We start from the raw sequence: 15,840 nt of genomic DNA on the forward strand, positions 1-15,840 counted from the left end.
TACTATTTATTTCGGTTCCTTGCTATTAAATCGTTATTTATTCTTGGCTTTTGGTTCCTCTTTTGTAACTTTATAGGTGTTACAGAAATATTTGCACATCATTTGCAAACCACAGGTGTCACATTTGGGAGTACGTGCCTGACAAACGTAACGGCCGTGCAGGATGAGCCAGTGATGGGCAATCGGTATGAGCTTTTCCGGAATATTCTTCACCAGTTCTTTTTCCACGCTGAACGGGGTGGTGCAACTGTCGGGCACCAGTCCGATACGGTGGCTGACACGGAACACGTGTGTATCTACCGCCATTGCCGCTTTTTTGAATACAACCGACTGGATCACATTGGCAGTCTTTCTTCCTACGCCGGGCAACTTTATCAGATCTTCCAAATTATCCGGCACCTCGCTATTGAAGTCATTCACCAGCATCTTTGCCATACCGACCAGATGTTTGGCTTTGTTGTTGGGATAAGACACGCTTCGTATATATTCGAAAATCACTTCCGGCGTAGTGGCAGCCAATGCTTCCGGAGTCGGAAAATCTTTATACAAAGGAGGAGTGATGATATTCACCCGTTTGTCCGTACATTGTGCAGAAAGAATAACAGCGATCAGCAACTCATACGGATTGTTGTAATGCAGTTCGGTTTCGGCTACAGGTATGTTGTCCTGAAACCAGGCGATTACTTTCTCATAACGTTCTTTCTTTCTCATCGTAGCTTGTTTTTATGGTAATGAGGCGTCACTTTTAGTCTGAAATAGAGGGCGGAAACTACCGTCAGGCAGGCTCCGAAAAGATAGGCCTTATCAAATGTACTTATTTCTGCGATATATCCTCCCGTCAGCATACCGATACCGATTCCTACATCCCAGGAAGTGAGGTAGGTGGAAGTCGCTGTTCCCCGCTGACTGTTGGGGGCGAGGTTGACAAACAGCGTGTTAAATGCCGGAAACATAATTCCAAACCCGACACCCATTAATAATGCGATGCCAAAAAACAGCAGGGTACAGGCTGTATCATTCCATTGAATCAGATATACACAAGTTGAAAGCAGGAAGAAGCTGAAAACAACCAGGTATAATCCGGCAGCTATTACTTGCGTTATTTTTCCGCGATCCACCAGTTTTCCTGAAAAGATACGCGAAATGGCCATACCGACTGCCATAAAGGTGAAGAAGAACCCGGTTTGTGTGTTCAATCCTATTTGGCGGGCGTACATGGCAACATAGTTGGTCGTCATTCCGTAAGGGATGGAAAGTAACAGCAGACTAAGTCCGGCAGGCAGTCCTTTCATCAGGATAAAGCGGTCGAGCGAGATCGGTTCCCGTTTCACAGGAGGCTTGTAGGGCGTTTTAACCAGACTTGCGCATAGAAAACCTAAAATACAGGAACCGAATGCATAGCAGAATATCGTAGCAAAAGAAACTCCCGCATCATGCAGAAACAGTCCGAACATCGGTCCGATGGACATGGCTGTATTGTTGGTAAGCCCGTAATAACCTAAGCCTTCCCCTCGCCGGGAAGAGGGCATAATGTCTATTACTACCGTGTTTCCGCCTACTGTGACCATTCCGAAAGAGACGCCATGAATGATTCGGAATATAATAAATAAGGTAAGGGAACCGGCAATTAAATATCCGCCGAACATCATCATAAAGATGAAGTAAGCAAACAGATAAAGAGGTTTTCGGGCAAACGTGTCGAGCAGATAACCGGAAAATGGACGGATACAGAGAGCTGCCACCGTGTAGCAGGAGAGGACAATGCCGATAGTGGAATTTCCAGCCTGGAAGAATTCGGATAAATAGAACGGCAAAACAGGAATCAGCAACCAGAAACCGAAGTATAGCAGGAAGTTGGCTGCCAAGATGAAACAATAACTGGGAGTAATGAGTCTATCCTTTGCCATAATGAATGATCGTTCAATCGACCGATTCGCATTGATTGGAAACCAACGCCGTTGGCCTGATTGGTCTGTTGATGAATATGCCAATGTCCCGATCACCGTCCGACGGTTTCATTGGGAACATTGGCATACTGGTAAATTTAGCACATTATTAATATGCCGCTTCGAATTCTTTTAGGAAGCGTGTATCGTTTTCAGAGAACATACGGAGGTCTTTCACCTGATATTTCAGGTTTGTGATACGCTCGATACCCATACCGAGGGCATAACCGCTGTATATTTTGCTGTCTATACCATTTGATTCAAGTACGTTCGGGTCTACCATACCGCAACCGAGGATTTCTACCCAGCCGGTGTGTTTACAGAACGGACATCCTTTACCGCCGCAGATATTACAGCTGATATCCATTTCCGCACTTGGTTCGGTAAACGGGAAGTAAGACGGACGCAGACGGATCTTTGTATCAGCACCGAACATTTCTTTGGCGAAGAGCAGCAATACCTGCTTCAAGTCGGTGAATGATACGTTTTTATCTACATACAGCGCTTCTACCTGATGGAAGAAACAGTGTGCGCGATAGCTGATAGCTTCGTTACGATATACACGTCCCGGACAGATGATGCGGATAGGAGGCTGTGAAGTTTCCATCACACGGGTCTGTACAGAAGAAGTATGTGTACGCAATACTACGTCCGGGTGAGCTTCGATAAAGAAAGTATCCTGCATATCGCGTGCCGGATGGTCTTCGGCAAAGTTCAGTGCCGAGAACACGTGCCAGTCATCTTCAATTTCCGGACCTTCGGCAATGCTGAATCCCAGACGGGCAAAGATATCAATGATTTCGTTCTTTACAATGGTGAGCGGGTGGCGTGTACCGAGTTCTACAGGATAAGCCGAACGCGTCAAATCCAGTCCGTCACAATCGTTGTCCTGACTTTCAAACATTTCTTTCAGCGCGTTGATTTTGTCCTGCGCTTTTGTTTTCAGTTCATTCAGTCTCATGCCGACTTCTTTTTTCTGTTCGGCAGCTACATTACGGAAATCTGCCATTAAGTCGTTAATGGCTCCCTTCTTACTTAGGTATTTGATGCGGAGAGCTTCGAGTTCTTCGGCATTGGAGGCGTGTAAGGCTTCCACCTCTTTCAGAAGTTGTTCAATCTTAGCTATCATATTTTTGATGTATTGTTATTCAGTTTCTTAGTAAAAACCGTGCAAAGATATAATTTTATCACGAACCATCGAAATAATTTGTATCTTTGTTGCCGATATGTACCGAAAATCCGGCAACTTATGAAAAAGATTGTTTTCTGTCTTCTGCTTTTAACCTTTTCTTTTCGCCTTGCGGCCCAGATTGACTATTTGGAGCCGGTGAAACCTTTTTCCACTTATACAGGCGAGTTAGGCGAATATTATCGTAGTGTGTTTTCTTTACTTAATACGGGCTTCCAGAAACAGCCTTATGCGCGTTTTGCAGCTATCCCTTCCTTTTCGCCGGAGTATGCAATGTCGGTAGAGAAGAGGAATGGACGTTATACCCTGGTTTCGAACACATTATCGCGTACTTATTGGCAGGCAGAGAAGGGGACGGTGACGGTGGATACTAAATCGGTTGTCATTAGTGCTTCCCTATATCAGTCTTTAGGGGCTATCTTTCGTTTGGTGACAGAGCAGGTACAGGATTTGGACGGTTCTACGGCTGGTTTGGATGGAATTGTTTATTTTTTCTCTTCTACGGATGCTAAAGGTAAAGAGCAGATGGGACGTAAATGGTCGCCGGAAAAGGGAACGTTGATGGAACGTCTCGTGTTGGTTTGTCAGTCGGCTTATATGTTATCCCGAGGGGAAAATATTTCTGAACAGACGTTGGCAGTGGAGGCCGCTGCTTTATTAAAAGCATTGCAACAGCGCACCAAGGAAGAGCCGGATGCTTATAAGCGGCCGATGTATATCGGAATTTATCCGGTGGGTCCCCGTTCAAAGACGCTTTCCGGAAGGCAAGTGGAAGAACCTGCTCATTTCTCTGCGATGGCTCCGGAAGAATATATTGCCAGTGAAATGGTTTATCCGTCAGGGCTTTTGGAGAAGAATGTTTCGGGTTATGCTTTATGTGAGTTTACTATTGATAAAGAAGGGGTTATCCTTCGTCCTCATATTCTACGTTCCACTCATCCGGAATTTGCAGAGGAGGCTCTCCGCATTGTCAAAGGAATGCCGAAATGGTCACCTGCATTGGTGGGAGGAAAGCCGGCGGATAGTAATTACACTCTTTATGTTCCTTTCCGTCCGCAACTCTATCGGAATAAATAAGCAACTTTGCATCTAAAGTCCGATTAATAAAAAAGAAATATTGCATTTATAAGTTGAACTTATACTCTCTCCAATAAATAAAAAAAATAAATTTGCTGTCATCTGTCACAGATTGTAACTTAACTGTTTGATTATGAAAAGTTAATGGCGTGACAGCAGCATGGTGACAGCACTGTGACGGCAATAATGCTGTCACTGCAAAGCTAAGAAGATATAAACGCACTGCAAAGACGGTATGGTAGAGATGCATACCCAAATCAAGTAAAAATCACAGATGAAGTTTCATTGCCTGAATAGTATTAACCACAGGCAGATAAGCTATTTTATTTATTACCCCTGTACTTACGGGGCGGGACCTGCCTTGTAACCGATAGTTTCAAGCCTTGAAACTATTGGTTTTGCGGTTCGAAACTACAGTTTCATCGCCTTGAAACTTTAGTTTCTCTTGCTTGGAACTATTAGTTTCTTACTGATGAAACTATAGTTTCACACTGATGGAACTTTAGTTTCTCACCGATGAAACTATTCTCCCGTGTAGTTGTTTACTTATTTGTCTTATATAAAATTCTATTGTAACTAAAAAGCTTGTCATTTATTATCTTTCTTTTCAGAAAAAAGAAGTATATTTGCAATCAAGGACCGGACCTTTGACAGCCGGACTTGTATTTATAGGACATTTAATTTATTAGTAGGAAAGTCGCATTTTCGAATAGATGATAAATCAAATGTCCGTGCCAAGCTTATATCCCTATCGATATATAAGTTCTGGTGCGGGCATACTGTATTTTTCATCTATGGGTATGCGACTACCTCTACTAGGAAATACATGTATCGTTCGCACCTTTTTTTATATCTGGTTGCGACGCATACATCTAAAAATAAAACGAGGTATGACAACAAAACAATGGATTGGTATTGAAGAAGCGGCAACCAAGTATCAGGTATCTACCAGACGTATTATTACTTGGTGTAAAAGGCAAGAGATTATTTATTCAGAAGTCGGCGATTATCTAATGCTTGATGAAAACAGTCTGACGGATTGTCTTGAACGAAATATCCGGTTCAGTCTTTCCGAAGAAGAACACAAACGCCGGATGGATGAGAAGATGAAGGAAAATGAAGAGGAATTTTTTCTACTTCAATCACTGAAAGAGTTGACCCCATTGATCCGGTTAATAATAAAGGAGCTTGCCGGAATGATAAGGAATGATGAAAGACGGCAACTATTTCTTTATACCGTCTTACAAGGAAATATTAAGGATTTTAGTGTCCGGAAACGCATGAAATATCGTCAAGCGCAGAAAGCATTTGAGGGACTTGTACAGGAAATAAAATCTCAAGCGGGATTCCTTAGGACTTATAAGGAAGAAAATATCCGTCTTAAAGCAACAGTACGGGCGTATGAAATGAAATTCCGCCAAAATGGCTTTGATAATGATATGTTCATGAGAGAGGCGGAAGAAACGAATCCGGAAATTTTTATTCCCGAAGATATAAAAGCGGCAAAGGCTTTACTTGATACTCCTATCACAGAATTGAAATTCGATATTCGCTCGCAGCGGATCATTTCTGAAGCTGATATAAAAACACTTCGGGAACTGCTACAAATCACTTCTCAATATGGGTTTAGGAAGTTGCGTGATATGTTACGGAATTTCGGGCTGGTTTCACAAAAGAAAGTGGAAAAACGCTTGAAAGAGCTGAATGTACTGGACGTTGCCGGCAACTGCAATTTATATAGGTATCTGGATGAATGACACAGATTGGGCTGGAGTGTTTCTTTGATAGTATAATAACATGGCTGATTTCTTCAAAAATCATTAAAATAGAAAACTTTTCTTCGTTTGTATTGTCTTATAGCCATAAACTTTTAAAACGAAAACTTATGGATGATATGATTAACAGGCATGATTCGATAGCCGAGGAAAATATCGAGCCGAATGGTCGTCCGGCTAAGGACCAGTTTGAGGAATGGAGCGGCGAGGTTGCCGACCGTGCCGATGACGCATTTAAGAATGACAAGAAAGACGGTCCCATTAAAGATCGTGAGAAACGTATAAAAGAAATGGACGAAGTGATTAAAAAGGACCTTGAATAAAGGTCCTTTTTTTGCTATTTATGCAAAAAAAAGGAAGTCTGATTTGTCGGGATATTATTTGATTGTAATTTCTATTTGTATATTCTTGGGTATAAGCTCTACTCCATATTTTTTCTTGAACATAGCTTTAGCTCTTTGTACCGAAGTGTCATTGGAGGGATTACGGCTTGATACAATAATAGCCTTTTTTTTAATTGTATGGTTGGGGGCTGATAATTGCTGGATACTGGCTTCCAGTTGTTCAACAGCATGAGGCAGATCTTTCCCCTTTAATTCAACAAAATATTCGTTGTGACAATGGTCGAGTATCAGGTAGTCACATCTGATGCCATCAGTAATTTGGCAACCATCAACCTTTATTTTTGTGAGTAGATGCTGATTGGGATTTGAGAAAACGCATTTGCATTTATTTTCTTTTACTACCAGCAACTTATCTGTTACTTCCCATGTGCAGGCTTGTTTGAATATTGCCATATTATTCTAAATCTAATAATGAAGAAAAAATCCTTCCCTGTTCATCTGAAGTAGAGTCTATTTGGTCGGCGACAATGATGTTATATTCTTTATCTAAGATAGAAATGATATGTCCTTTTTCTATCTTATAGGCAGTAATTTTATTAAAGTCAACCCAACTGCTTTTAGGCATGAGTGCTGCAATCTCTTCTTCTTTTTCCGGGTGTAACTTAGATACGTTACCGGCTTCTAGCATATTGTTTAAAGCCGACAGTAGATATGGGCTATGAGTTGTTATTGTCAGCTGATGACATTCTTTTACTATGTGTTGGAGCAAAGCAATTTGAGTTTCAGGAAAGAGATTAAGTTCCGGTTCTTCTATTACGAAGTGAGTGTCCGATTGCTCCTTGGTGATGTAATCAATAACCATGAGTAAGGGTACGACGGATTGAATACCCGACGATGCGTCTTTGAATGGAATGATTTTATCATAATTGCTTAAAACTAGATTCTCACTAGCCTCACGGACTTGGAATATTATATTGAAAATAGGAACTTGATAATTTACGAATAGGTTCTTTGCTTTTTCATAGAAAGAGGCAAATTCCAACAATGTGACTGGTATAGGTGCTTTGGACAACACCAAAGTAGCTATGGAGCGGGAGAATGTACTAATGAAGAAGCGTTCTGCCGGAATGTATAAATTATGGCTTGTCGAATGGTACGAAAAAGTGAAATTGAAGGAACCATCTTCGTAGGTGATATCTCCTTGTTCTGAAGAATAACTAATATAGCTGTCCGGATTAAAATACGAAATAATATTGTACTCGGAGAACTTAGTCATTAAATAGTCGGAATCAACCTTCAAAACTTTATCCCTACTATTCTCGAAGATAGTAATTAGTTTGGCCACTGTGCTCTTTCCGGCTCCTTGTTCACCTATGAAGATATTGAAGTCTTTCAATGCAATATCTGCTGAAGCGATAGCTCCAAAATTACGAATGATAAGTTTGCGCTCCATAATTATCAAATAACTTGGTTCTGATTCGTACAATATAATTACTTCAAGAAGGCTATCAAAAAAGAGCAACTCTTTTGGAAATTGCTCTTTTAAAAAGTGGAGCGTATCGGACTCGAACCGATCACCTCGACACTGCCAGTGTCGCGCTCTAGCCAGATGAGCTAACGCCCCTTTTCTATCTTATATGATAACGTTTGTAAACGAATCTTTTTTGTTGCCGCAAATATAATGCATTATTCTGAAATAATTGCTATGTTTGCGGTAAATAATAGTATGAAATTAAGATATGCTGATTTATAATACAACTTTTCAAGTGGACGATGACGTTCACGACAATTTCATGATTTGGATAAAAGAGAGTTATATTCCTGAAGTACAGAAACACGGTGCGTTGAAGGCACCCCGCATTTGCCGGATATTAAGTCATCGGGAAGAAGGAAGTGCGTATTCTTTGCAATGGGAGGTGGAAAGCAGTGGGTTACTGCATCGTTGGCATTTGGAACAGGGAGTACGTTTGAATGACGAACTGGCAAAAATATTTAAAGATAAAGTGATCGGGTTTCCGACCCTGATGGAGGTGATAGAGTGATTCAACCGGTAAAAGAAAAGATAATCCTGGGGATTGACCCCGGTACGACAATCATGGGATACGGTGTTCTAAGAGTGAAAGGAACCAAGCCCGAAATGATTGCGATGGGGATTATCGACTTGCGTAAATTTGCCAACCACTATCTGAAACTTCGCCATATCCATGAACGGGTATTGAGTATTATTGAAAGTTATCTGCCTGATGAGCTGGCTATTGAAGCGCCTTTCTTCGGTAAAAATGTACAATCGATGTTGAAGTTGGGCCGTGCACAGGGGGTAGCGATGGCAGTGGCGTTGAGCCGGGACATTCCGATTACGGAATATGCTCCTTTGAAGATAAAGATGGCTATCACCGGAAACGGGCAGGCATCCAAAGAACAGGTAGCGGATATGTTGCAGCGGATGTTGCGCTTTCCCAAAGAGGATATGCCTACTTTTATGGATGCAACAGACGGATTGGCAGCAGCCTATTGTCATTTCCTGCAAATGGGGCGGCCGACAATGGAAAAAGGTTATAATAGCTGGAAGGATTTTATAGCGAAGAATCCGGATAAGGTGAAGTAAAGCGACTGATTATAGGGATAGATATAAAGGAAATATCTAGGGGAGGTTTAAATGAAGATGGGAGGTAATTATTTAGCAATATTAGGGGTGACTACAGTGACAACAGTAATGAGCTGCTCCCCTGCGAAAAAGGAATATGCTTCTTTTGAGCTGTATCCGGTTCGTACGGGAAGTCTTACGGAAATGGAATATACGCCGTTGGCAACCAAATTTTATCTTTGGTCACCAACTGCAGAAGAAGTACGCCTGATGCTATATGATGCCGGTGAAGGCGGACATGCTTATGAAACAGTAAAGATGGAGCCCACAGAAGATGGAACCTGGACAACTTCAGTAGATGAGAACCTGCTTGGCAAATTCTATGCCTTCAATGTAAAAATCAATGATAAATGGCAGGGAGACACGCCGGGAATCAATGCCCATGCTGTCGGAGTGAATGGGAAACGTGCTGCCATTATTGACTGGAAGACTACAAATCCCGAGGGATGGGAGAGTGACAGACGTCCTTCTCTGAAATCTCCTGCTGATATGATTATCTATGAAATGCATCATCGTGACTTCTCGGTTGATTCTACTTCGGGAATTAAGAATAAAGGTAAATACCTCGCATTGACTGAACACGGGACCATGAATTCAGATAAGTTATTGACCGGTATCGATCACTTGATAGAACTGGGAGTGACACATGTACATCTTCTTCCTTCTTCTGATTATGCTTCTATCGACGAAACAAAACTGGAAGAAAACCACTATAACTGGGGATATGATCCGGCGAATTATAATGTGCCGGATGGCTCTTATTCAACTGACCCTTATCAACCTGCCACTCGTGTGAAAGAGTTCAAACAAATGGTACAAGCACTGCATAGAGCTGGTATCCGTGTGATAATGGATATGGTTTATAATCATACTTTTAATACCGTTGAAAGTAATTTTGAACGTACTGTTCCCGGTTATTTTTATCGTCAGAAAGAAGACGGGACATTGGCAAATGGTTCCGGATGCGGTAATGAGACGGCAAGTGAACGCCCTATGATGCGCAAGTTTATGATAGAGTCCGTTCTTTATTGGATAAAAGAATATCATATTGACGGTTTCCGTTTTGACTTGATGGGAGTGCATGATATTGAAACCATGAATGAGATCCGGAAAGCGGTGAACAAGGTTGATCCTACCATTTGTATTTATGGAGAAGGTTGGGCAGCCGACACTCCCCAATATCCGGCAGATTCGTTGGCAATGAAAGGGAATGTTTCCCACATGCCGGGAATTGCCGTATTCTCGGATGAATTGCGTGATGGGCTTTGCGGACCTGTGTGGAAAAAGGAGAAAGGGGCTTTCCTCGCCGGAGTTCCGGGAGCAGAAATGAGTGTTAAATTCGGAATTGTGGGTGCTATTGAGCATCCGCAAGTACGGTGTGATTCTGTTAATTACAGTCAGAAACCGTGGGCGGAGCAGCCTACCCAGATGATTAGCTACGTTTCCTGCCATGACGGTTTGTGCCTTGTTGATCGCTTGAAAGCAAGTATGCCGGGAGCTACTCCCGAGCAACTGGTTCGACTTGATAAGCTTGCGCAGACGGTAGTCTTCACTTCGCAAGGTATTCCTTTTATCTATGCAGGAGAAGAAGTGATGCGCGATAAACAAGGAGTGGGCAATAGTTATAAGAGTCCGGATGCAGTCAATGCTATCGATTGGCGACGTAAAACGACGAACGGAGATGTTTTCATGTATTATAAGCGACTCATAGATCTGCGTAAGTCCCATCCCGCTTTCCGTATGGGAGATGCGGAAAAGGTTTGGAAGCATCTGGAGTTTCTTCCGGTGGAAGGACAAAACCTGATTGCATTCCGCCTGAAGGATCATGCGAACGGAGATAGTTGGGAAGATATTATCGTGGCGTTTAATTCCCGTATGACTCCTGCGCGTTTGGAAGTGCCTGTTGGTAAATATACAGTGGTATGCAAAGATGGTGTGATAGATGTGCGTGGATTAGGTACGCAGATCGGACCGGAAGTAATTATTCCCGGACAGTCTGCATTGATTATGTATAAGTAGCTTTAGTCATTATTTGTCATATCAATAACGGCTTTCTTTCTAATTTAGATTCTTGTTTGTAACAAGTCTAATTCTGTTTGTTACATCTGTTGTTCTTTATATTCACTCGGTGAAATTCCGTAAAAGTCTCTGAATGTATTGGAAAAATGAGAGAGGTTGGAGAAGCCTGTAGCGTATGCAACTTCCGAAACGCTTAGATTCTTCTCACGTAGCAGATTGGCAGCTTGTTTCAGTCTGATAGAACGAATGAAATCTCGTGCTGACTGATTAGTCAACTCCTTTAATTTGCGGTGCATATGTACGCGGCTCATTCCAACGTTGGCTGCCAGCATCTCTACATTAAGGGTAGGGTCGGCAAGATGGTCATTGATGGTTTTCATTACTTTACTCATCAAGATCTCATCATTGGACTTCATTTCTATCTTTGTTATTTTTTCTTCTACTTGTTGTTCACCTACCAGTTTGCCACGCAGTCTTTCCCGATTGGCTATCAGATTACTGATAGTAGTTCGTAATAATTCAGTGTTGAATGGTTTTACGATATAAGCATCTGCTCCAATTTCAAGCCCTTCGATTTGGTCTTCGGCTTTCGATTTGGCGGTTAATAATATAATTGGTATATGATTGATATTGATATTCTGTTTTATTTTCCGGCAGAGAGTGATCCCATCCATTTCGGGCATCATAACATCACTGATGACGAGATCGGGTTTCTCCTTCAAAATGGTTTCCAGTCCTTCCCGTCCATTTGTACATTCATAGATACGGAAATCACTATCCAGTTCGCTACGTATGTAGCGGCGTATTTCTTCATCATCTTCTACGATTAAGACGCGATAACGTGTTTTTGCTTTGGGTTTCCTGTACTCGTTAGTTTTGTTTTCTTCTTCCGTTTCATAGATCGAATCTTTGGGAAGTTGGGAGATTGTTGGTTCGCTTCCGGTTTCTTCAGGATTTTCCAGTTCTTCTGCTTTCAAGTGATTACTACCTAACGGCAGGCGGATGATGAAACGGGTTCCTTGTCCGTCTTCGCGGTTTTCTGCTTTGATGATGCCGTGGTGCAGTTCCACTAACGACCGTGAAAGATGCAGTCCGATTCCTGTACCGAAATTAGATTGTGTCATGTCGTTGTCAATCTGATAGAAACGTTCGAATATTTGTTCTATTTTGTTTTTGTCAATACCGATTCCGTTATCGGTGATATCTATCTCGAAATAATCTTTCAAAGCACCCCGGTAGGCATCGTTGTGACCGGTTTTCAATAACACTTCGATATTTCCTCCCTCATGTGTATATTTGAAAGCATTGGAAAGGACATTCATCAATACTTTGTCAAAGTTATTTAGATCAATCCATACTTTCAGAGAATCAGCACCTTCCAGTTCTTTTTCGAAAGTAAATGTGATGTTCTTTTTTTGCGCTTGATAATTGAATGTTTGCATCAAGTCATTGATAAATCCTACGATGTCTGTTTCCCGGAATTTCAGATGCATTTGTCCTTTGTCCAGTTTTCGTATGTCCATCAGTTGATTGATCAGACGTAGAATACGTTGGGCATTCCGGTAAATCATGAGATAAACCGGTTGTTTCTCGGAATGTTCGGCTAACAGTTTCTCTAACGGGCTGATGATAAGAGTCATCGGGGTACGTATTTCATGTGAGATATTAATGAAGAATTGTAATTTGGCTTCGTTAATCTGTTCCATGTGTTTTTGTCGCATCACTTCTTGCCGGTGGCGGATACGTGACAGAATATACATGGTAAGAGCATAGATTAGTAATGCTCCGAGGCATCCCCAGATTACTTTTGCCCACCAGGTCTGGTACCAGGGTGGAGTGATGGCAATAGTAACTGTGCGGATATTAGAGAAATTATTATGGTCGCGTGCCTGTACGGAGAAAGTGTATTTCCCCGGTTTCAGACTGCTATAAGTCACCCGGTTTGTTCCCGGTTGCGTACTGATCCATTCATCGCCTAATTCTTTTATCTTATATTGATAACTAATCCGGTCGGGATTGCTGAATTCCAAAACAGAAAAATCAATGCTGAATGTATTTTCATTATATGCCAGTGTAAATTGCTCGGTATCCATGACAGCAGTATCAGTGATGACATTGTTGCCGGATTTATCCCCTTTTTTCACAGGGCGGTTAGCAACGTGAAAGCCGGTAATCAATACATTCATTTCTTTTTTGATTTCGGTGATATCCTGGGGGTAGAAAGCTGTTACTCCATTGGTACCTCCAAAAAATATCTTGCCGCGTTTATCTTTAAATACAGCAGTGCGCGTAAACTCATTTCCTTGCAGACCGTCGCCTGCATAATAGTTGATAAACTTCTTTTCCGGAGGATTCAGTTTGGAGATTCCCTGATGGGTACTGATCCATATATTTTTTTTCTCGTCTTCAGCCAGGCCGCAAATAATATCACTGGGGAGTCCATCGGCAGTAGTGAAAAGTACAGGTGTTAGTCTGTCTTTATTCAGGCAGACCAATCCTTCGGAAGTACCAGCCCAGATCTCTCCATTACTACTTTCCAATAAACTGTAAACGACATACCCGGGGAGGAGATTGTTTTGCTTTTTATAATTGATAAAATTGTCCGTTTGAGGATTGAGTACGGCCAGACCTTTATAAGTGCCGATCCATATCATTCCCTCTCTATCTTCCAGTAGGTAGCTGATCCAATCGTTTGGAAGTCGGTTGATGCTCCAGTCATCGTTTTCGTTGCGGGTAGATTCGTAATAGGTGACATGTTGAGTTGGTAAATTGATTTTGTATAAGCCCGAACCATAAGTACCCACCCAGAGATTCTTGTTTTTGTCTTCAATGATGCAGGAAACTTTGGGCTTGCCTGCGTTAAGATTTCCTTGTAAAAGCGAGGTGGCATCTTGACATGTTCCGGTTTGTTTGTTCATCCGTGCCAGACCATTGAAGTAAGATCCTAGCCAAAGTTCCTGATTGGAATCTTCATAGAGACATAGGATAGTGCCGGGGACAGATTGGGGATTACCTGCCTGATGGGTGTAATGGCGTAATTGTTTTCCCTGATCGTTTATGGCATATAATCCGTCGTTATCCGTACCTATCCAGATTGTAGCTTGTTCATCTGTATGAATAGCCATAACACAGCTGGAACCAATGGTGTTGTTGTGTATTGATTTGTAGCCGTAGTAGTCGAACTTATTTGAAATGCCGGGCACTAGTATCAAACCTTTCTGAAAAATGCCCAGCCATAAATTGTGATCTTTATCTTCGATTAACGAGTGAACCTTGGATTTGGAGAAGTCAAAGGGACCCGCATTAATCTCACTGTCCACAATAATATCTTGTTGAGGCTGATATTCTTTTACTCCTTCACCGTCTGTTCCTATGATAAGTTTTCCACGGGTATCAATGATGAGAGTCCGGATATTCAAATTCATCCGGTTTTGGTAGAGGACAGGTTCGAAGTTTCCTTCCTGCCGGGATGATAGTCTGAAAAGACCTTTTGTCAAGGTTCCTACGAAAATTTGTCCGTGTGCATCCTCACAAATGGCAGAAACGTCATCACCTGCTATATGATAAGGTGCTTTATAGCTTTTAAGCTCTTTATTTTCCGGAGAATAACGGTAAAGTCCTTTTTCTTCTGTAGCAATCCATAAATTTTGCCGGGAATCTTCGAAAATGACATTCAGGTAGTTACTACCTATCCGGTCTGTCAGTTCGGTTTCGATATGGAAGGAGGCGGGATTGCTGTTCTTTTTTAGGGATATGGCGCCTTGTCCGGAAGTTGCTATCCAAAGATCTCCGTTCCGGCGTTCAATAATGGAAGTGATATGAGGATTCTTTCGTCCGTCTTTCCGAGAGATGAATAATTCGTGAAAGTTGTCTGTGGCGCGGTCATATCGCTGTAAGCCATTGATGCATCCGATCCAGAAATTACCGCGACTGTCTTCGAATAATGTCCGTACATAGTTGTTTTTCAAACTGGTGCTATCCGTAGCATTATGTCGATAGATCGAGAAACGTGTCCCGTCGAATTTATTAAGTCCGTTTTCGGTAGCTATCCAGATAAATCCTTTCCGGTCCTGATATACGGCATTGATCAGACTGTTGGAAAGTTCTTTGTCTGTTGAATAGAATTTGCCGGTCTGTGCTTTCATAACAGGAGTGCTTCCTATCAGGAAATAGTATATGGAAAAAAGGAATAGGATTTGTGCTTTCATACTCATTAATATAAGCAGGGTTTATTGGTGCTTTTTATATAGACAAAGATACTATATTAAATTAAAATAGCATTAGCTTTGTTACTTTTCCTTTTACTGATGTTACGTGCAAACCCTTTAGGGATGCTTCTGGGAGGGGTATGTAACGGGTGTGCAATAGCTTGTAACGTACATGCAAGTGTATGTAACCGCCTGTCAATTGCTTGAAACAAAATCTCCACCTATGCTTGATATATTATCCATAAATTTGCATTAACCAAAAAAATGAATTGTCGGACACCTTAAAATAATAACTGCTTATGGAAACATGAATTCCTTACTCTATTCCTTATTATAAATAAGAAGAGAAAAACCTATAACTTGGATTAACCACTATCATTATTAATTAACCTAAAATCCGCAACTATCATCCAATACACGATTAAGGGTAGATTTATGAGTCGTTAGTAGCAGCTTTCAGTAAAAAGCAACAGCACAACATCAATATGTAGCCACCATCCCCTTACCCCACGATGCGACTTGAGGTAATACGCAGATTCTAACCGGAAAGAAAGGATTCTTATCCGAATTCTGTTTTGAAAGGTCTTGCATAAGCCCGGTTTTCTGTATAGATATTCAGCACGTATTGCCTTGCTGTC

At 41.7% G+C, this 15,840-nt stretch carries 12 protein-coding genes and 1 tRNA gene; 6 read left to right on the forward strand and 7 right to left on the reverse strand.

Annotated elements, in window-relative coordinates; genetic code table 11:
- Window positions 1–33: 33 nt before the first annotated feature.
- The 3 genes from nth to pheS all read right to left on the reverse strand — a co-directional run bounded on the left by nth (window position 34) and on the right by pheS (window position 3,075).
- Window positions 34–711 (reverse strand): endonuclease III, encoded by a 678-nt coding sequence (gene nth, locus HMPREF0106_RS07755; protein ID WP_004300865.1) that lies wholly within the window; start codon window positions 709–711, stop codon window positions 34–36.
- Window positions 708–1,907 carry an MFS transporter gene (locus HMPREF0106_RS07750; protein WP_004300864.1) on the reverse strand — a complete coding sequence of 400 codons (1,200 nt, stop codon included), beginning with the start codon at window positions 1,905–1,907 and terminating at the stop codon, window positions 708–710. Before HMPREF0106_RS07750 ends, nth begins: the two co-directional genes overlap by 4 nt.
- A 148-nt stretch (window positions 1,908–2,055) precedes the next feature.
- On the reverse strand, window positions 2,056–3,075 hold the full coding sequence (gene pheS, locus HMPREF0106_RS07745) for a phenylalanine--tRNA ligase subunit alpha (RefSeq protein WP_004300862.1): 1,020 nt from the start codon (window positions 3,073–3,075) through the stop codon (window positions 2,056–2,058).
- A 120-nt stretch (window positions 3,076–3,195) separates the two neighbouring features.
- On the opposite strand from pheS, the gene HMPREF0106_RS07740 reads away from it, so the two are divergent.
- The 3 genes from HMPREF0106_RS07740 (at window position 3,196) to HMPREF0106_RS07730 (ending at window position 6,310) form a co-directional block, all read left to right on the forward strand.
- Window positions 3,196–4,212, forward strand: coding sequence for an energy transducer TonB (locus tag HMPREF0106_RS07740; RefSeq protein ID WP_004304392.1), 1,017 nt, complete (start codon window positions 3,196–3,198; stop codon window positions 4,210–4,212).
- 890 nt (window positions 4,213–5,102) lie between these two features.
- Entirely contained in the window at window positions 5,103–5,969 is an 867-nt protein-coding gene (locus tag HMPREF0106_RS07735; RefSeq protein ID WP_009040537.1) for a hypothetical protein, read from the forward strand.
- A 128-nt stretch (window positions 5,970–6,097) separates the two neighbouring features.
- Window positions 6,098–6,310, forward strand: coding sequence for a hypothetical protein (locus HMPREF0106_RS07730; protein WP_004304389.1), 213 nt, complete (start codon window positions 6,098–6,100; stop codon window positions 6,308–6,310).
- A gap of 54 nt (window positions 6,311–6,364) precedes the next feature.
- Here HMPREF0106_RS07730 and HMPREF0106_RS07725 read toward each other — a convergent pair whose 3' ends face one another.
- The 3 genes from HMPREF0106_RS07725 to HMPREF0106_RS07715 all read right to left on the reverse strand — a co-directional run bounded on the left by HMPREF0106_RS07725 (window position 6,365) and on the right by HMPREF0106_RS07715 (window position 7,955).
- Window positions 6,365–6,784 (reverse strand): hypothetical protein, encoded by a 420-nt coding sequence (locus tag HMPREF0106_RS07725; protein ID WP_004304388.1) that lies wholly within the window; start codon window positions 6,782–6,784, stop codon window positions 6,365–6,367.
- 1 nt (window position 6,785) lies between these two features.
- Complete coding sequence (locus tag HMPREF0106_RS07720) at window positions 6,786–7,784, reverse strand: AAA family ATPase (protein ID WP_004311410.1); 999 nt, start codon at window positions 7,782–7,784, stop codon at window positions 6,786–6,788.
- A gap of 97 nt (window positions 7,785–7,881) precedes the next feature.
- A tRNA-Ala gene (locus HMPREF0106_RS07715) sits at window positions 7,882–7,955 on the reverse strand.
- A gap of 115 nt (window positions 7,956–8,070) precedes the next feature.
- Between HMPREF0106_RS07715 and HMPREF0106_RS07710 the strand changes: the two genes are divergently transcribed.
- Genes HMPREF0106_RS07710 through pulA form a run of 3 tightly spaced genes read left to right on the forward strand, consistent with a single transcriptional unit; the run spans window position 8,071 to window position 10,994 of the window.
- Window positions 8,071–8,373 (forward strand): DUF4286 family protein, encoded by a 303-nt coding sequence (locus HMPREF0106_RS07710; protein ID WP_004304386.1) that lies wholly within the window; start codon window positions 8,071–8,073, stop codon window positions 8,371–8,373.
- A complete protein-coding gene (ruvC, locus tag HMPREF0106_RS07705) occupies window positions 8,370–8,936 on the forward strand; it encodes a crossover junction endodeoxyribonuclease RuvC (RefSeq protein WP_004300848.1) in 567 nt (188 codons plus the stop codon). Before HMPREF0106_RS07710 ends, ruvC begins: the two co-directional genes overlap by 4 nt.
- Before the next feature lie 51 nt (window positions 8,937–8,987).
- Entirely contained in the window at window positions 8,988–10,994 is a 2,007-nt protein-coding gene (gene pulA, locus HMPREF0106_RS07700) for a type I pullulanase (RefSeq protein ID WP_009040539.1), read from the forward strand.
- Window positions 10,995–11,074: 80 nt separating this feature from the next.
- On the opposite strand, the gene HMPREF0106_RS07695 is transcribed toward pulA, so the two are convergent.
- Window positions 11,075–15,208 (reverse strand): two-component regulator propeller domain-containing protein, encoded by a 4,134-nt coding sequence (locus HMPREF0106_RS07695; RefSeq protein WP_009040540.1) that lies wholly within the window; start codon window positions 15,206–15,208, stop codon window positions 11,075–11,077.
- Window positions 15,209–15,840 lie beyond the last annotated feature (632 nt).

Origin of the sequence: Bacteroides sp. D22, assembly GCF_000163675.1 — a bacterium.
GTDB classification, from domain to species: Bacteria; Bacteroidota; Bacteroidia; order Bacteroidales; family Bacteroidaceae; genus Bacteroides; species Bacteroides xylanisolvens.